General features: G+C 70.8%; 15 protein-coding genes and 1 pseudogene. 8 read left to right on the plus strand and 8 right to left on the minus strand.

Annotated features, from left to right (window positions below; genetic code table 11):
• Positions 1 to 5 precede the first annotated feature (5 nt).
• From HD593_RS65575 to HD593_RS65200, 4 genes are all read right to left on the minus strand, one after another.
• On the minus strand, positions 6 to 287 hold the full coding sequence (locus HD593_RS65575) for a hypothetical protein (protein WP_379493278.1): 282 nt from the start codon (positions 285 to 287) through the stop codon (positions 6 to 8).
• The gene (locus HD593_RS65580) at positions 257 to 700 is read right to left on the minus strand and encodes a hypothetical protein (RefSeq protein ID WP_434094624.1); all 444 of its coding nucleotides are present in this window, start codon (positions 698 to 700) and stop codon (positions 257 to 259) included. The genes HD593_RS65575 and HD593_RS65580 overlap by 31 nt, the downstream gene beginning before the upstream one ends.
• The gene (locus tag HD593_RS65585) at positions 583 to 918 is read right to left on the minus strand and encodes a thiamine pyrophosphate-binding protein (RefSeq protein ID WP_379493277.1); all 336 of its coding nucleotides are present in this window, start codon (positions 916 to 918) and stop codon (positions 583 to 585) included. Before HD593_RS65585 ends, HD593_RS65580 begins: the two co-directional genes overlap by 118 nt.
• Before the next feature lie 194 nt (positions 919 to 1,112).
• Complete coding sequence (locus tag HD593_RS65200) at positions 1,113 to 1,226, minus strand: hypothetical protein (RefSeq protein WP_350669236.1); 114 nt, start codon at positions 1,224 to 1,226, stop codon at positions 1,113 to 1,115.
• Between the two features lie 21 nt (positions 1,227 to 1,247).
• On the opposite strand from HD593_RS65200, the gene HD593_RS60435 reads away from it, so the two are divergent.
• Positions 1,248 to 1,448 carry a hypothetical protein gene (locus HD593_RS60435; protein WP_221526839.1) on the plus strand — a complete coding sequence of 67 codons (201 nt, stop codon included), beginning with the start codon at positions 1,248 to 1,250 and terminating at the stop codon, positions 1,446 to 1,448.
• Between the two features lie 39 nt (positions 1,449 to 1,487).
• Here the strand turns inward: HD593_RS60435 and HD593_RS28385 are convergent, their stop codons facing one another.
• On the minus strand, positions 1,488 to 2,909 hold the full coding sequence (locus tag HD593_RS28385) for a sensor histidine kinase (RefSeq protein ID WP_185105089.1): 1,422 nt from the start codon (positions 2,907 to 2,909) through the stop codon (positions 1,488 to 1,490).
• A gap of 370 nt (positions 2,910 to 3,279) precedes the next feature.
• On the opposite strand from HD593_RS28385, the gene HD593_RS28390 reads away from it, so the two are divergent.
• A complete protein-coding gene (locus tag HD593_RS28390; RefSeq protein WP_185105090.1) occupies positions 3,280 to 5,385 on the plus strand; it encodes a prolyl oligopeptidase family serine peptidase in 2,106 nt (701 codons plus the stop codon).
• A gap of 182 nt (positions 5,386 to 5,567) precedes the next feature.
• Here the strand turns inward: HD593_RS28390 and HD593_RS28395 are convergent, their stop codons facing one another.
• The gene (locus HD593_RS28395) at positions 5,568 to 6,776 is read right to left on the minus strand and encodes an ROK family transcriptional regulator (RefSeq protein WP_185105091.1); all 1,209 of its coding nucleotides are present in this window, start codon (positions 6,774 to 6,776) and stop codon (positions 5,568 to 5,570) included.
• Between the two features lie 26 nt (positions 6,777 to 6,802).
• Here HD593_RS28395 and HD593_RS61880 point away from each other — a divergent pair.
• Positions 6,803 to 8,745 (plus strand): annotated as a pseudogene (locus HD593_RS61880) (HAD-IA family hydrolase).
• 36 nt (positions 8,746 to 8,781) lie between these two features.
• Positions 8,782 to 9,942: an epoxide hydrolase family protein gene (locus HD593_RS28410; protein WP_185105092.1), complete on the plus strand. Its 1,161-nt coding sequence runs from the start codon at positions 8,782 to 8,784 to the stop codon at positions 9,940 to 9,942.
• A 463-nt stretch (positions 9,943 to 10,405) separates the two neighbouring features.
• Here the strand turns inward: HD593_RS28410 and HD593_RS28415 are convergent, their stop codons facing one another.
• Positions 10,406 to 11,362: an aminoglycoside phosphotransferase family protein gene (locus HD593_RS28415; protein WP_246546763.1), complete on the minus strand. Its 957-nt coding sequence runs from the start codon at positions 11,360 to 11,362 to the stop codon at positions 10,406 to 10,408.
• Between the two features lie 310 nt (positions 11,363 to 11,672).
• Between HD593_RS28415 and HD593_RS28420 the strand changes: the two genes are divergently transcribed.
• Positions 11,673 to 12,803, plus strand: coding sequence for an SMI1/KNR4 family protein (locus tag HD593_RS28420; protein WP_185105093.1), 1,131 nt, complete (start codon positions 11,673 to 11,675; stop codon positions 12,801 to 12,803).
• A gap of 25 nt (positions 12,804 to 12,828) precedes the next feature.
• Here HD593_RS28420 and HD593_RS61885 read toward each other — a convergent pair whose 3' ends face one another.
• Complete coding sequence (locus tag HD593_RS61885; protein ID WP_246546765.1) at positions 12,829 to 13,116, minus strand: hypothetical protein; 288 nt, start codon at positions 13,114 to 13,116, stop codon at positions 12,829 to 12,831.
• 495 nt (positions 13,117 to 13,611) lie between these two features.
• On the opposite strand from HD593_RS61885, the gene HD593_RS28430 reads away from it, so the two are divergent.
• The 3 genes from HD593_RS28430 (at position 13,612) to HD593_RS28440 (ending at position 16,025) form a co-directional block, all read left to right on the plus strand.
• Complete coding sequence (locus HD593_RS28430) at positions 13,612 to 14,208, plus strand: MarR family winged helix-turn-helix transcriptional regulator (protein ID WP_185105094.1); 597 nt, start codon at positions 13,612 to 13,614, stop codon at positions 14,206 to 14,208.
• Positions 14,209 to 14,254: 46 nt separating this feature from the next.
• Positions 14,255 to 14,692 carry a VOC family protein gene (locus HD593_RS28435; RefSeq protein ID WP_185105095.1) on the plus strand — a complete coding sequence of 146 codons (438 nt, stop codon included), beginning with the start codon at positions 14,255 to 14,257 and terminating at the stop codon, positions 14,690 to 14,692.
• 685 nt (positions 14,693 to 15,377) lie between these two features.
• On the plus strand, positions 15,378 to 16,025 hold the full coding sequence (locus HD593_RS28440) for an urease subunit gamma (protein WP_185105096.1): 648 nt from the start codon (positions 15,378 to 15,380) through the stop codon (positions 16,023 to 16,025).
• The last annotated feature ends 9 nt before the right edge of the window (positions 16,026 to 16,034 follow it).

A 16,034-nucleotide genomic window follows, 5' to 3' on the forward strand; every position in this document is an offset into this window, starting at 1 on the left:
ACGGCTCACGGACGCGGGATGTTGCGCAGGTTGGACCGGGCGAAGCCGATCATGCGGCCCACGCCGCCGTTCAGCACGAGCTTGCTCGTCGTCGTGGCGAAGCCGGCCAGTTGGCGGCCGGTGAGGTGTGGCGGCACGGCCAGCGCGTTGGGGTCGGTGACCACGTCCGGCAGGGCCGGGCCGTCGTGCTCCAGCATGGCGCGCAGCGCGTCGCGCACGTCCCTGGGATCTTCGACCCGTCGCCAGCCGTTGGGTGTCAGGTAGCGGGCCGCCCAGACGGTGCACATGCCGGTGTCGACGGTGAAGACGGCGTCGCCCCACACCGCCAGGTCCAGCTTGGAGCGGCGGCCCAGGCACTCGGGCTGTCGACCTGCACGGTGCGTACGTGCTCGGGCAGGAAGGCGGTGTAGGGGAAGTCGGTGCCGAGCAGGACGAGCAGGGCGGCCTCGTGCATCGCCTCATAGGCGGCGCCATAGCCGAGCAGCCCGGACATGCCCACGTCGTACGGGTTGTCGTACTGGATCCACTCCTTGCCGCGCAGCGCGTGCCCGACCGGTGCTTTGACCCTCTCGGCGAAGGCCATCACCTCGTCGTGGGCACCGGCGCTGCCGCCCCCGCAGAACAGCGTGACAGAGTCGGCCTCGTCGACCAGCCGGGCCGGCTCAGCGATCTCGGCCTGACATGGGTTTCCTGGAAGCAGGAGGTGCCGATCTCCGCACTCGGGATGTGGGCGGCCGCGGCCAGCACGGGCGCCATGCTCCGGTGCGCGTCGTACAGGCCGTTGATCAGGTGCACATGGCCAGGTCCGCTGATCAGGTGCACATGGCCAGGTCCGCAACTGCCCGCGCACACGCAGAGCCGTCCGGTGATCCGCGCCTCCGCCCCCGCCGCGAACGCTCCCACCTCCTCGTGCCGCACCTACGTGTGCTGCGGCGGGTCGAGAACCGGTCGGCGACTCCGGCATGCCTGCTCGGCCGGTCAAGGCCGCGCACCCTCTGCGCGCCGTCGATCAGCGCCAGGACCTCGTCCGCCGGCGTCCGCGGTCGAGACCGCCCCCGGGACGACCCCGGCGCCGGCCACGTCAATCAGGAGGACGGCACGGTACGGCCCCCTCAAGGCGAGGCGGGAAGAGCGGCCAGGACGTCCTGCGTGGTGCCGGTCTCAGCGATGCGAGGGAAGATCCGAGCAATGCTGTGATCCTGGCTCGCCCCGTCGGTGTCGGTCATGGCATCCACCGGCAGCGTGACATGGAAGCCCTGCTCATGGGCGTCACGGGCGGGGAATGCAGCGCCGAGGTCGTTGCGTCCAGCCGGACCGCCGGCGACGTTGACGAGTACAACAGGCAAGCCGCGGCGCCGGAACTCAGCGAGCAGCTCACGGTTGCGCTCGAGGACTTCCGGGACCGGCCGTTCTCACGCTCGATCGGCGTCAGGAAGTCCAGCAGGTAAGCCCGTACGATCGCGCTGGCTTGACGTCGTACAAGGCTGTCAGTTGCCCGACGGGCGCCCGGCGGCCGGTTCTGACAGCGGCAGGCGGACGGCGAACCGGGCTCCGCCCGTGCAGTCCTCCACGGTGAGGGACCCGCCATGGGCCCGGCAGGTCTCCCGGCTGATGGCCAGCCCGAGCCCGCTGCCTCCCGGATCGAGGCGCTGCCCCTCCGGTAGCCGGACGAAGGCGGTGAAGACGCGCTCGCGATCCTCGAGGGCGATGCCGGCGCCGTCATCCTGCACGATCACCACGGCCTGGTCGCCGGCTTGCTCGACCGAAACGTCGACCCGTGACCGGGCGTGCCGCCGCGCGTTGACCAGAAGGTTGTTCAGCACGCGGCTCAATTGCACCCGCGAACCCCATACCGTCGGCTGACCGGTCGCCCGCAACCGGATCCGGACCCCGCCAGGGGGCAGGCCGGCCAGCTCATCCCTGACCAGGGCGGCCAGGTCGAGCGGCCGGTACGCCTCCGGTGGGGCGTCCTTGACCCGGGTGTAGGCCAGCAGGTCGTCGATGATCGCTTCGAGCCGATCCGTGCTGTCCAGCGTGCGCCGCAAGGCCGCGTGGGCGTCCACCTCGCCGGGGTACATCAGCGCCTCCTCCACCTGGGTGCGCAACGCGGTCACCGGGGACCTCAGCTCGTGAGAGGCCATGGAGGCGAACCGGCGGTAGGCGTTCACCGCCTCCTCCAACCGATCGAGGTAGGCGTTGGAGGCACGGGCGAGCTGGGCGATCTCGTCGTCGCCCGGTGGTGCCGGGACCCGCATGGTCAGGTCCTTCGCCGTGGCCTCGCCCATCTTCGCGCTGATCGCCCGAACCGGGCGCAAGGTCCGGCCCACCACCACCCAGGTGACCCAGCCGGCCATCACGGACGCGACCAGGACCGCGGCCCCGAAGCCGGCCTCCAGGTAGTGCATGGACAGGGCGGGAGGCTGCACCGTACCGGCGTAGATGTAGTGCGGTCCATCCCTCAAGGGCGCATCGGGCATGTGGGGCTCGAGTCGCAGGGCCGTGACCAGCAGGCATCTGCCCTTACTCCAGGACGGGCACGCGGTGAAGTCCTGCATGCCGTCGCCGGGGGCAGGCCTGAGCGCGCTCAGCGGCGGCTTTCCGGCAGCATCGGCATTGGCCACCACCACGCGCCCCCGGGAGTCAACGAGTTGGAGATACCTGGCACGCGCGGCCGGCTCGACTGGATTCGGCGGCGGGATGTAACCGGGCCGCATCCTGCTGACCCAGTCGACGACGGCCAAGTGCATGTCCTCCGCAAGCTCCGTGGCGATCTTGTGGCGGATGCCGGAGATGGTCACGGCGCCGAGTACCGTGAGAATGACCAGGAACAGCGCCCCTACGACGAGGGCATAACGCACGCGGATGGAGCAGGGGTAGGGCCAGCGCCGCCCATTGGTCTTCGGTGACATGCGCCTTCTTTCCCGCCAACCCCTCAGCCGCCATGGGCTGCCTGTACGCACCGCTGTGGGTGCGACATGCAGTGGCCTTCGTTCACAGGCGGAAGCTGCCGCCCTGCTGCGAGCTCGAGCCGGGGGCGATCGTTCTTGACGGCTACGCGGTGATGGTCAGAGCAACAGCCGTCGCAGGGACCCTCCCGCACCGAGGCAACGCCGTCGCCCCATCTGCTCCCCAACGCACATCCTGTGGCATACCCGCAGCTCAACCACGTATGCAAACACCTGTCCCACCGGAACGGCATGCGATCGAGCCCTCTGGCGCGAGATCGCGCACCTGTTGCGCAATCCCTGCTCGGCGCGAGCGCCGCCTATGATCATGCGGATGAGCGACATCAGCAGCCCCCCGATCGCCCGAGTGGACGTGGTGCGCGACGTTCACCACGGCATCACGCTCGAGGACGCCTACCGGTGGATGGAGGCGGACGGCGAGGAGTTCCACCGCTGGCTCGACGGCCAGGCCGGCCATGCCCGCGAGCAGCTGGACGCCCTGCCACGCCGGGAGGAGCTGCTGACCCGGATCCGCGAGCTGGGCGGCACGCTCCCGCAGTACTCGGACTTCACGCCGGCGGGCGACAGGATCTTCTACCTGGCGCGCGAACCGGGCGCCGGCGTACTCGTGCTGATGGTGCGTGAGCCCGACGGAGCGAGCAGGGTCCTGTTCGACCCGGACACCGTGCCCGGCGAGGCGCCCCACGCCATCGCCTGGTACGTGCCCTCCCCCGACGGCCGCCACATCGCCTGCGCCGTCTTCCCGTCCGGGTCGGAGGAGAGCACGATCCAGGTCATTGACGTCGGCTCCGGTGCCATCCTGGAGACGATCCCGCCCACGACGCGCTTTGCCTTCCTGAGCTGGCTGGAGGACGGCCGGTCGTTCGTCTTCCACCGCTTCGTGGCTCCTCCGGCGGGCGCTCCGCCGGAGCAGCGCCGCCTGGACAGCCGTTCCTTCCTGCACCGGCTGGGCACCGACCCGGCGCGGGATGAGGTGGTGCTGGCGCGCGGGCTCAACCCCCACGTCGAGCTGACCCCGCAGGATCGGCCCTTCCTCGTGGTGCCGCCGCGCGGTGAGTGGATGCTGGCGATCGTCTCCCACGGCGCACTCGGCCCCTGGACCAGCGAGCAGTTGAGCGATTGCTCGCTGTACGTGGCGCCACGAGCCGCGCTCGCCGATCCGGCCACCTGCCCGTGGCGGAAGGTGGCGGGCGTGGCGGACGGTGTTACCGCCTTCGCCACCAGCCACGACACCCTCTATCTGGTCTCCCATCGGGACGCGCCCCGCTCCCGCGTGCTGGCCGTTCCGTTTGCCGTCCCGGATCTGTCTCGAGCCCGGGTGGTCGTGCCCGCGGGTGAGCGCGTGGTGGAGGCGGTGCGGGTCGTCGGCGACCGGCTGCTGGTGCGCGATCTCGACGGTGGCGTCCATCGGGTACGGCATGCGCCCCTGTCCGGCGGCGAGCCCGCCGACCTCCCGCTGCCGGTGGAGGGCGCCATCTGGGAGGTGACCACCCACCCGGAACGGCCCGAGGCCCTGCTGCTGGCGGCCGGCTGGACAGACGCGCCGCGGCTCTACCGCTACGACGGCGAAACCCTGGAGGACACCGGGCTGGCGCCCCGCTCACCGGTCGACTTCGGCGACGTGCACGCCCGCATCCTGCATGTGCCCGCGAGGGACGGAACGCGGATCCCGCTCACCGTCATCCACCACAAGGGCCTGGTGCTGGACGGCGACAACCCGGTCCTGCTCACCGGCTATGGCTCTCATGGCATGTCCGAGCTGCCCGAGTTCCGTCCGGAGATGCTCGCCTGGTACGAGCGCGGCGGCGTCTACGCCGTTGCGCACCTGCGCGGTGGCGGCGCCTATGGCCGGGAGTGGCACGAGGCCGGGCGTGGCCTGCGCAAGGAGACCACCATCACGGACTTCATCGACTGCGCCGAGCACCTCATCGCCCTGGGCTACACCCGGCCGGGACGGCTGGCGGGCGAGGGCGTCAGCGCCGGCGGCATCCCCGCCGGCGGCGCGCTGGTGCGCCGGCCGGAGCTGTGGGCTGCCATGGCGATGCAGGTGCCGACGGTCAACGCCACACGGATCGAGTTCAGCGAGAACGGGCCGATCAACGTGCCGGAGTTCGGCAGCGTCACCACTGAGGATGGCCTGCGCGGTCTGCTGATCGCCGATGCCTACCTGCGGGTCGAGGACAGCGTGCCGTACCCGGCGGTGCTGCTGACCACCGGACGGCGCGACGCGCGGGTGCCGCCGTGGCAGCCGGCGAAGCTGGCCGCCCGCCTGCAGGCGGCCGGCGCCTCCGGCCGGCCGGTGCTGCTGCGTGTTGAGGAGCACGGCGGTCACGGCGCCGGCTCGACCCGAGAGCAGGAGCATGCCCTGCTCGCTGATGTGCTGGCCTTCCTGTTGCACGCCTTCGAGGCGTCACGATGAGGACGACTGAGCAGCGGGCCCTTCGTCAGGTCACGTCGCTGCCGTCCGGCGGGCCGCTCGATCCCGGCCTGCGGGTGACGCCCCCGAAGTGACCGCATGGTGCCGAAGTGCCATCGCTGAGTACGTCGTGCCCGCCACGGTCGACGGCCGAGTTCACCGGGCGTCATGAGGCGGCGGATGTGCTATGCCGGGGGGTGGGAGGAGCACTGTGCCGCCCAGGCAGCAAGGCCTTCTTCGGTGAGGACGTGGTCGAGAGCGGTCACCACCGCCCCGTGGAGTGCCCCGTCGCGACCGAGGGCGGCGGCGAGCACAGGGGGCGGGTTCGGGCGGCGGAAGCGCATGAGGCCGTCGGCGAGGGCGGCGGTGAACTCGGGCTCGGCCGCGGCCCGCAGTGACTCCGCCAGGCTGCCCAGGGTGACGACGGCGGGATCCAGGGCGTTGATCAACCCGGCGAGACCGCGGGCCAGTGCGCGGGCGGCGTGGGCGACGGCGGCGCGGACGGCCGGGTCCGCCGGGGTGCGGGCAAGGGCCTGCTCGGCGTACGTGCGGGGGTCTCGGGGCGCGGGCTCACCCAGCCGGCGGGCGATGGCGCGGCCGTCGACCGCCAGATCCCAGCAGCCCCGGGCGCCGCAGGGGCAGCGCAGGCGGGGATCGCCGAACGGAAGGTGCCCGAACTCCCCGCCGGCGCCTGTGGCTCCGTGCATGGGCCGGCCGTCGACGACCAGGGTGCCGCCGACGCCCACTTCCACAGTGAGGTGCAGGACGGTCGCCGCTCCCGCCGCGGCGCCCTGCCGGGCCTCGGCAAGGCCCGCGAGCGTTGCGTCGTTGCCGATCAGCAGCGGCACGCGCGGATCGGCCGTCAGTGCCGCCAGGTCCACCGCGTCCCAGCCGAGCACGGCGGACTGGACGACCCTGCCGTGTTGCACGGTCGCGGCGATCGCCACGCAGATCGCCCGGACGCGGTCGCCATAGCGGCGGTGCAGGCGCCTCACCGCCTGCGCGACCGTGTCGACCACCTGCTCGGGGTCACGGCTGCGGTGAGTGCCCGCCTCCGCGACGTCGGGCTTTCCGTCGAGCGGGGCGACCGCGCATCGCCAGTCCTCCTGGCGGAGGTCCACAGCGATCACGACGGGCCCGTCCGGGTGAGGGGTGAGCACACTCGTCGGACGGCCCCGCGAGGTCGCGGCGGCAGGGGTCTCGGCGAGCAGGGCAAGGTCGCGCAACCGGGAGGTGATCTCCGTGGCCGAGCCGGTGCTGAGACCGAGCCGCCGCGCCACGGCCGCCCTGGTCACGCCCGGTTCGCGGCGCATCTCGTCCAGCACGGCCAGGGCGCTGCGCCAGCGGAGATCCGCGGCGCGCACGGACCCGGCCCGGTTGCGTGGGGTTGCCATGTGTCGTCGCCCTTCGTTTATGCTCGATGCACGAGTTTATTCGAAGGAGGAACGCCGTGCCACGACGAACGGATCTCGCGGCGGTCGAAGCGGTCCTGCTGGACATGGACGGCACTCTCGTGGACTCCGACGCCGCGGTCGAGCGTGCCTGGGCGACCTGGGCCGAGGAGTACGGCGTCGACCCCGGCGCGGTCCTCGCCATCGCGCACGGGAGCCCGGCCGCGCGTACCGTCCGGCGGCTGTTCCCCGGCCTGGACGACGAGGCCGTCAGGGCGGCGGCGCAGCGGCAGCACGCCCTGCAGTACGAGGACCTGGCGGACGTCACCGCGGCACCCGGCGCGCACCTCCTGCTCGCCACGCTGGACCGGCTCGACCTGCCGTGGGCCGTGGTGACCAGCGCCGACGGACGGCTGGCCAAGGCACGCCTGCACGCGGCGGGCATCGACCCGCCCGTCCTGCTGACGATCGACGACGTACGGGCGGGCAAACCCGATCCCGAGGGCTACCTGGAGGCCGCACGCCGCCTTCGCATCGCGCCGTCCGCCTGCCTGGTGGTGGAGGACTCCGAGCCGGGGCTGGCTGCGGGGCGGGCGGCGGGCATGCCGGCCGTGGCGCTGCGGGGGCTGGACGGCGACCTGTCCCTGTCCGGCCTCGGCCGGCTGGCCCAGTTGCTGGAGCGGTCGCGGGTGCGGCCGTGGTGGCGCGACGCGGTGGGCTACCAGGTGTACCTTCCGTCGTTCGCGGACAGCACCGGTGACGGCTGGGGCGACCTGGCCGGGGTGAGCGGGCGGCTGAATCATCTGGAGCGGCTCGGGGTGGAGGTGGTGTGGCTGAGCCCGTTCTTCCGGTCGCCGATGCGCGACCACGGTTACGACGTCGCCGACCACCGGGCCGTGGATCCGTCGTTCGGCGGGCAGGCGGCCCTCGACGGGCTGCTGGCGCAGGCGCACCGGCGCGGTATGCGGGTGATCGGCGACCTGGTCGTCAACCACACCAGCGACCTCCACCCGTGGTTCGTCGCCGCCTCCTCCTCGCGGACCGACCCGTACCGCGACTACTACATCTGGCGCGACCCGGCCCCGGACGGCGGCCCGCCCAACACCTGGCTGTCCCATTTCGGCGGGCCGGCCTGGACGGCTTCCGCATCGACACCGCCGGCTACCTCGTCAAGGACGCGGACCTGCGGGACAACCCGCCGCTGCCCGCCGGCCGCATCCTGCCGGCACGCGGAGTGACCATGGACTGGCGCCGCCAGGAGCATCGCCACGACATCCACCAGCCTGATGTGCACCAGGTGCACGAGCGGTGGCGGCGGATCGCCGACCGGCACGACGCCTTCCTGGTCGGCGAGGTCTACGAGCTCGACCCCCGGGCCCTGGCTCGCTTCGTGCAGGGCGAACGGCTGCACTCGTCGTTCTGGTTCGGGCTGGTGGAGACCGACTGGGACGCCGACCGGATCGACACCATGATCGAGGCCGCCGTGATGGCCTCGCCGCGGCTGTCCTGGGTGCAGGGCAACCACGATCGTTCCCGCGCCGTCACCCGGTTCGGCGGCGGGCCGCGGGGACGGCGCCGCTCGCTCGCGCTGCACGTGCTGATGGCGTTACTGCCGGGAACCTTCTGGCTCTACCCGGGCGAGGAGCTCGGCGAGACCGTGGCGGCACAGCAGGACGACCCCGCATCCCACCTGCACACCCTCGTCCGGCTCCTGACCGCCAGACGCCATCTGGCGCACGTGCTGGCCTCCATCGACGACGTGAGCAGAGTCAGGCTCGCCGCACCGGTGACCGCCTACCGCCGGGGAGCGCTCTGGGCGGTGGCGAACCTGCGGGACACCCCTGCCGCCGGCCTGCGCCTGCCCGCCCCAGCGGTGTTCGACACCGACGATCCCACCGTCACCCCCCACCGGCCCAGGACCGGCTATGTCGGCCTCGCGCCGCAGCAGGCGCTCCTGCTGGCCGCGGAATGACCGCTCATCATCGAACGACCCGACGAGGAAGGCGACATGTCCGACCGCGTGACCCCGTTCCGTCTTGACGTGCCCGAGCCCGTACTGGCCGACCTGCGCGAACGGCTGCGGCGCACGCGCTGGCCCGAGAAGGAGACGGCCGGGGACTGGTCGCAGGGTGTCCCGCTGGACTACCTGCGCGAGTTGTGCCGGTACTGGGCCGATGAGTACGACTGGCGGGCCACCGAACGGCGCCTGAACTCGCTGCCACAGTTCCGCACCTCCATCGACGGCCTCGGGATCCACTTCCTGCACGTCCGCTCGCCCCACGAGAACGCGCTGCCGCTCGTCCTGACCCACGGATGGCCGGGCTCGATCGTGGAGTTCCTCAAAGTGATCGGACCGCTCACCGACCCGGCCGCCTACGGCGGCGACGCCCGCGACGCCTTCCACGTCGTCTGCCCATCCCTGCCCGGATACGGCTTCAGCGACAAACCGGACCGCCGGGGCTGGGGCGTCGAGCGGATCGCCGGCGCCTGGATCACGCTGATGGCCCGCCTCGGCTACGACCGCTACGGCGCGGCAGGCTCCGACTGGGGCACGACCGTCACCACGCTCATCGGCCTGCGGGATCCCGCCCACGTGGCGGGCATCCACCTCGTCCCGCCGCTGGCGGCCCCGGATCCGGCCACGTTCGGCGACCTCACCGCCGCCGAACGGGCCGCTCTCGCCGACCTGGAACGAGGCCAGGAGGACGAGGACGGCTACTCGCTGGAGCAGTCCACCCGCCCGCAGACCATCGGCTACGGGCTCGTCGACTCACCGGCACTGCTGTGCGCCTGGATCATCGAGAAGTTCCGGTCCTGGACCGACTGCGACGGCCGCCCCGAGAACGCCCTCACCCGCGACGAACTCCTCGACAACCTCATGTTCTACTGGCTGCCCGGAACCGGCGCCTCCGCCGCCCGGCTCTACTGGGAGAGCTTCAAACAGGTCCAGCGGCTCTTCACCGCCGAGACCACGGACATGGTCACCGTCCCGGCAGGGTGCTCGATCTTCCCCAAGGAGAACCCGCGGCCATCCCGCCGGTGGGCCGAGAAGCGCTTCACCACCATCCTGCACTGGAATGAACCGGACAGGGGCGGTCACTTCGCCGCGTTCGAGCAGCCCTGCCTGTTCGCCGAGGAACTACGAACCTTCTTCCGCATGCTCCGCTGACCGCACAGCAGTACCGCCGGGTCCGGAGCCGGTCGCGGTCTTGGTCGTAGCGGCGCTGCCGTTCTGCCCGATCATCGCGTATCGAGGGGTGCCTGCTTGATGAGCCGCCGATGCTCACGGCGTTCCTCCCGCGTATACGACCACGGGCCACGCACCGACATCCGCCACTGCGAGAGTCCTTCCCGGATCTCCGCAAGCCGCTGGGCGAAGGCCGGATCGACGGCTGTGATCGTCGCCTCATGCATCATGAAGCTGAAAAGAACCCTGTGGTGGCGTGGTCCAATTCCATCAGCCACTGCTGGCGCTTGATTCTTCCGGTCCGCCTCCACAGCATGATCACCTGCTGATCACGACAGCCCCGTGACCGGGGCGACCCCGCCACCGACGACAGCACTCAGCGCGCCCTGAAGTAGGTTCGCCCACCAATCCACCACAGAAGATCTATCCCGCCAAACACCGTAGATCATGCGGGCCGACGGACTACATCCGCGGGCGCGGTGATGCCGGCGCCAGCCGATCTGGCTCCAATCAGGACACGATCAAGTGCCGCCCGGCCCGCAGGTCCCCAGTGAGGCTTGCCGCCGGGAAGGCCCCGATCTCCGTTCTGCCCCATGAGCATCAGGAAGAGGCTCTTCATGGCGGCCAGCCCGCGGGCGCGCCGGATCGCCGCCTCGTCCGCATGCGCGTACGCGTCGAAGAACCGTGCGGCCGTGCCCGCGGGGAGCAGCAACCACGCGGCGGCGAGGTCCCACGCGGGATCGCCGGCGAACAAGGAGCCGAAATCGATCACGCCCGAGAGCGTTCCGCCCGAGACGACGACATTCGCGGGATGGAGGTCGCCGTGCACCCACACCGGCGGGCCCTCCCACTCGGGGGCCGCGACGGCGTCGTCCCAGACAGACCGGACGGCGCGGACATCGCCGACGGTATCGGGGTCAATGGCCTGCAAGAACTGCTCGAAGCCACCCGTGCACCTCTTGGGGTGAGCGCCGAGGTCCGAACTGGCCGGGGCCTCGGCGGGCGCCTCCGCATGGAGCGCCTGGAGGAAGCTCGCCAGCGTGTCGGCCGCGTGGGCGCCGCGGCTGATCGAGCCGTGGTCCAGCGGCTCGCCGGGAACCCACGTCATCACGGTCCAGTGCTTGGGGAAGCGCTCGGACGGTTCGCCGAACCGCACCGGGATCGGCACCGGGAGCGGCAGGCGCGGGGCCAGTACGGGTAGCCACCGCCGCTCCTTGAGCTGAAGCTCCGGGGTGGGGTCCATGCGCTGCATGCGCACGGCCAGCTCGTCCCCGAGGCGCCACATCTGGTTGCCCCAACCGCCCGCCACCTCGCGGATGGCCAGCCCCGCAAGGTCTGGATGTTGCTCCTGCAGCAGGTCGCGGACCAGGTCTGCGGTGATCTCAATCTCGGTGCCGGTCATGTGAAGTCACAGTACTGAGGCGGCAGACGGAGTGGCAGGTCAGAGGCTTTGCGACGGAACGGTGGATGAGGTCGGGTCGTGACGTTGGCTTCGTGCAGCAGCCGGTCTTCTCCGAATCCGGCGGAAGATCAAGGTGAGCGAACTGATGCTGATGGCGGCCTTGTCGTGGAACGCGGTCGCCGTCGTGATGAACACGTGGCCGTGAGCAGGGTCGCGGACAACGCACCGGGTGACAGCAGGGAGCTGAAGATGTCGGTGGCACCTGATGGAATTCGCGGGACCGAATCGTGCGACGTCGCAGGAGCCCGCCGTGGACCGTCACGCATGGAAGCCGTTCCTTCAGCGCTGGAGCGAGGAGTGGCACCTCGCCAACCCCGACGAGGAGCCGGACGGCGACCCCTGGCTCGGATGCACGCCCGCCACCGAGGACGAGGTACGCGCCCTGGAGTCGCGGCTGGGGTGCGTGCTGCCCCCGTCGTTCCGGGAGTTCCTACTGGTCACCAACGGCTGGCGGCACGCGGGCAATTTCGTACGGAGCCTGCGCGGCACCGAGGAGATCGGCTGGCTGGCCGATCTGGAGCCGATGTGGGCCGACGCCTACGCCGACTGGGACGAGGAGGACACGGAGCCCGCGGCGGCACGATCGTTGCTGATCTCCCTGGAGGCGGACGCCGGCGTGGTCTACCTCGATCCGGGTGACGTCGATGAGCACGGCGAGTGGGCGGCTTACGACGTGTTCTCCTGGACGGCCATGGGCCCTGACCGGCACGGCTCCTTCTACGAGAAGATGTACGACTTCTACGCCGGATTCCACGCCCTCGACCGGCCCCGATGCGACACCCAGCGCGAGTGGGACGCCAAGGTCGAGGACGCCCGGCTGGCGAGCCTGCGCGGCGAGGTGGAGCGCCCGCTGGCCGTCCTGGCGCAGGCCGCGCGTTTCGGCCGTGACCGTGCCTCGTTCCTGAGCTTCCAGATGCGGACCTTGCTGAGGGAGGCGGAGGACGACGACCCCTTCCACCGGCTGCTCACCCACGGCGACACCCAGTCGTGGGTCCTCGACGAGGATCTGTTCGCCGCACAGGTTCTGCCGCTGCTGTTCGCCGCGCACGAACGCGCCCGCCGGTTCGGCTCCGGCTCCACCGTCAAGTTCTTGTGGGACCGCGGCCCGCAGCAGGTCAAGCACCTGCTCGGCCGTTATCAGGCGCGGCAGAACGAGCCGGGTTTCCGGCTCTGCTTCGGCAACCCGGAGTTCGACGAGGCCGCGCACGCCGCCCTGGACGCCGGTGACGAGGCCTGGCCGCGCCTGCGTGACGCCCTCGTCCACTGGCGGCCGCTGCATGAGGACCACCTCGCACCGATCGCCCTGCTGGCCGATCCCCGGGCCGCCCGGCTGATCACGCCGGAGCGCGGACGCGAACTCCTGGCCATGAGGAGGGGGTGAACACGGGGTCGTTTCTCCCTCGGAGTCATGGGCCGGAGCCCGTCCAGCCGTGGAACGCGTGAATCACTTCGAGCCGGCACCGCCGATCCGGCACGGCCTGGCCGGTCCGCCGAGCGGGCCCGCACCGCAACCACCACGGTGCGGGCGCGGCCGTGCCGGCCACCGGGGCCCGGCCGTGCTGGCAGTTCGCTCGGTTCACCGAGCATGTCCTGGCGTGCGGGAGACGGCCGGGCACCGGGCGGGTGAGGTCAAGGCGCTTGCGTACGGCACGGGTCGTGCTCAGCAGTTCGTCCGGGGTGAGATCCAGCGTCATGAGGTACGTCTCCTTCAGGCGGTGGGGGCGGGCACGGGTGCGGAGCGGCGAGGTTGGCGGCGCCCACGGTGCCGGACCTGAACACCTCCAGCGGGACGAGCGGCGCGCGTCGCCGGCGCTCGATGACGACGAAGGCGCCCAGCAGCAGGGCGGCCACGACACCGGCCGGCCGGCTCTTCTCGGTCAGCGCGAACACCAGCGGCAACACGCCGTCGGTGACCGCGGCCCCAGCGCCCGGTTGCGCTGTGGCCCCTCGGCGAAGGTGGTAATGATGAGCGACAGGGCCGCCGGGGCGGTGAGCGCGGCCGCCACCCCCTTGATCACCAGGGGCACCTGCCGGCGGCCATGGGCTCGGATCACCATCACTCTCCATCTGTATACAAACAATTGACGGACAGACGATTCGAACCGTATGCCTGCAAATCATCTACTGTCAAACAGTCTCCTTGGAGACGGATTGCGGTAGGCTTGGAGCTGAGCGCACGAGGGAGAGTGATGGCGACCACGACCAGAACGACGGACCGCGGGACGGCGTACTTTCCCCGGCTCGCCGCCGAGCGGCTCGACATCGCGCTGTGCCGCGCGTCGGCCGCCGTTGCCCGCGCCGCCGACGCGCATGCCGCCGGGGAAGGGCTCGGAGTCGGGCAACACCTCGTGCTCCAGATGCTCGACGCCGTCGGCCCCTGCTCCCAGCAGACGCTCAGCGAGGAACTGCGGATCGACCGCAGCGTGATGGTCGGCATCTGCGACGACCTGGAACGAGCGGGCCACGTCCGCAGGGAACGCAACCCCCGCGACCGGCGCTCCTACGCCGTCACCATCACCGACTCAGGCCGCCGGCGGTACGCCCAGGCCCAAGCCTTGATCCCGGCCTTCCTCGAGGACACCTTCCAGGCCCTCACCCCCGCCGAACGCGGCCAGTTGAGCGCACTCCTCACCAAACTCCTGCAGCCGGCGCCAGCGGCCCTCACTGATGCCGGTGGCCCTTCCGCGGAAGGGGGCCCGCGGCCCCCACTCCGTGCGCACGGCGAGAGCGGCGATCGGTCGCTGCGATCGTCCCCCGACGACCGCATGGCCCGTTCAACGTCGTGAGCGTGTGGCTGCAGGGGGATTTGGCCAGTCATGGGAGCATTGATCCATGACGGCATCAGTAAGACAGGTTCAAGTCGCCTTCGACTGCGCATCACCTGAGCGCGTCGCTCGTTTCTGGTGTGAGGTGCTGGGATACGTCGCACCACCGCCACCGGAGGGGTTCGCCAGTTGGGACGACTTCAATCAGTCGCTGCCGCCGGAACGGCGCGATGCGTGGTTCGCATGCAGTGACCCCTCGGGTGTGGGGCCGCGGCTGTACTTCCAGCGCGTTCCCGAAGGCAAGACCGTCAAGAATCGGCTGCACCTCGACGTGCGGGTCGGTACCGGGCTGGTGGGTGAAGAGCGCCTGGCGGCCCTTGAGGCCGAATGCGCGCGACTGATCCCGCTCGGCGCGGTACGCGTGCGGCTCCTGCCCGCCGATGAGGAGAACGAGTCGGTCCTGGTCATGCAGGACGTCGAGGGCAACGAATTCTGCCTCGGCTGAGTGGCGGACACGAGCGAGGTGGCAGGTCCGGCGCGGGGCAGGCCGGCGGCCAGGCCACGCCCGGTGCGCCGGCACGAGGAGCGATCTCGTAGATCATGCTCCAGAACAGGCGTTCGCGCAGGCTCGCCGGTTGCCGGTGAAAGGTCTCCAGCCGGGACGGCCGGGATGGCGCGGTCATCGTGCCGGACGGTCTCGCGCCGCAGCGGTCGGCGGCGGGGTCGACGGCCAGCAGGTCCTGGCGCTGGGCCCAGGTGAAGGAGGTCAGCGCGGACAGGTCCCGGTTCCAGGTCGTTCCGGCCGCGCCACTTCATCGGGTCCTCACCTCGGCGTAGTCCTCGAGGGTCAGCGCGGCGACCGGTGAGGGCGGCCAATCGACCCAGGGTGCCGGCGTCGCCGGCACGGGTCGTGCCGGTCCTGTGGCCGGTGATGGACACCTCACCGTTACGCTATGTCACCGCTTGTGCTCGTGGCGTTACCTTCAGTGCGCTGCGGGTTTTGATCTGCCCTTGGCCGCCTTGCGGGTCACCAGGCTGAACTGGCGCTCCCGTGGGCGCATGGGGGGACGTCGATTCCCTACCTGCAGGGAGCGGATGGCCACGTCAAGGTTTCTGGCCGGCGCGCTCTCCCGCACTGTTGGCGACGCCCGGGAAGAAGCCGGGGCAGAGAGCGAAGGCGAGGTGGTGGAGTGCGCCTGACTCCGCATGAACAGGAACGTCTGATGATCTATGTGGCCGCGGAGGTGGCCCGCAAGCGCAAAGATCGCAGGACGAAGCTCAACCATCCGGAGGCGGTCGCGCTGATCACCGCCTACGTGCTTGAAGAGGCTCGGGACGGCAACAAGACCGTCGCCCAGCTCATGAACCCCGTGGACCCGTCGGTGCTCGATCGCGACGACCTGATGCCGGGTGTGGCGGAGATGCTCTCCGGCATCCAGATCGAGGCCACCTTCCCCGACGGCACCAAGATGGTCAGCATCCGCCACCCCCTGCCCCCGGAAACCCCGCAGCCGACATCGTCCGTGGTTCATCCCGGAAAGATCGAACACCCCGCCGACGCCGGACGGATCGTCCACAACAAGGGCCTCCCGGTCACGATCGTGACCGTCACCAACGATGACGACCGCCCCATCCAGGTCGGCTCCCACTACCACTTCTTCGAGGCCAACCCCGGCCTGAAGTTCGAGCGTGCCGACGCCTACGGCAAGCGCCTGAACATTCCCGCCGGCAACTCCGTGCGGTTCGAACCCAACATGCCGGTGCAGGTCGAGCTGGTGCCCATCGAGGGCGATCGCGTCGTCGAGGGCCTGCGCGGCGAGGTCGGAGGCAAGCTGTAGTGTCCAGTC

The sequence above is a fragment of the Nonomuraea rubra genome (assembly GCF_014207985.1).
In the GTDB taxonomy this organism is placed as follows: domain Bacteria; phylum Actinomycetota; class Actinomycetes; order Streptosporangiales; family Streptosporangiaceae; genus Nonomuraea; species Nonomuraea rubra.

What these genes read in the sequence shown, in the direction of transcription:
- HD593_RS65575 (WP_379493278.1), bottom strand. Translation starts at nt 287, where the DNA reads ATGTGCACCGTCTGGGCGGCCCGCTACCTGACACCCAACGGCTGGCGA.
- HD593_RS65200 (WP_350669236.1), bottom strand. Translation starts at nt 1,226, where the DNA reads ATGACCGACACCGACGGGGCGAGCCAGGATCACAGCATTGCTCGGATC.
- HD593_RS60435 (WP_221526839.1), top strand. Translation starts at nt 1,248, where the DNA reads ATGGAAGCCCTGCTCATGGGCGTCACGGGCGGGGAATGCAGCGCCGAG.
- HD593_RS28385 (WP_185105089.1), bottom strand. Translation starts at nt 2,909, where the DNA reads ATGTCACCGAAGACCAATGGGCGGCGCTGGCCCTACCCCTGCTCCATC.
- HD593_RS28390 (WP_185105090.1), top strand. Translation starts at nt 3,280, where the DNA reads ATGAGCGACATCAGCAGCCCCCCGATCGCCCGAGTGGACGTGGTGCGC.
- HD593_RS28395 (WP_185105091.1), bottom strand. Translation starts at nt 6,776, where the DNA reads ATGGCAACCCCACGCAACCGGGCCGGGTCCGTGCGCGCCGCGGATCTC.
- HD593_RS28410 (WP_185105092.1), top strand. Translation starts at nt 8,782, where the DNA reads ATGTCCGACCGCGTGACCCCGTTCCGTCTTGACGTGCCCGAGCCCGTA.
- HD593_RS28415 (WP_246546763.1), bottom strand. Translation starts at nt 11,362, where the DNA reads ATGACCGGCACCGAGATTGAGATCACCGCAGACCTGGTCCGCGACCTG.
- HD593_RS61885 (WP_246546765.1), bottom strand. Translation starts at nt 13,116, where the DNA reads ATGACGCTGGATCTCACCCCGGACGAACTGCTGAGCACGACCCGTGCC.
- HD593_RS28430 (WP_185105094.1), top strand. Translation starts at nt 13,612, where the DNA reads ATGGCGACCACGACCAGAACGACGGACCGCGGGACGGCGTACTTTCCC.
- HD593_RS28435 (WP_185105095.1), top strand. Translation starts at nt 14,255, where the DNA reads ATGACGGCATCAGTAAGACAGGTTCAAGTCGCCTTCGACTGCGCATCA.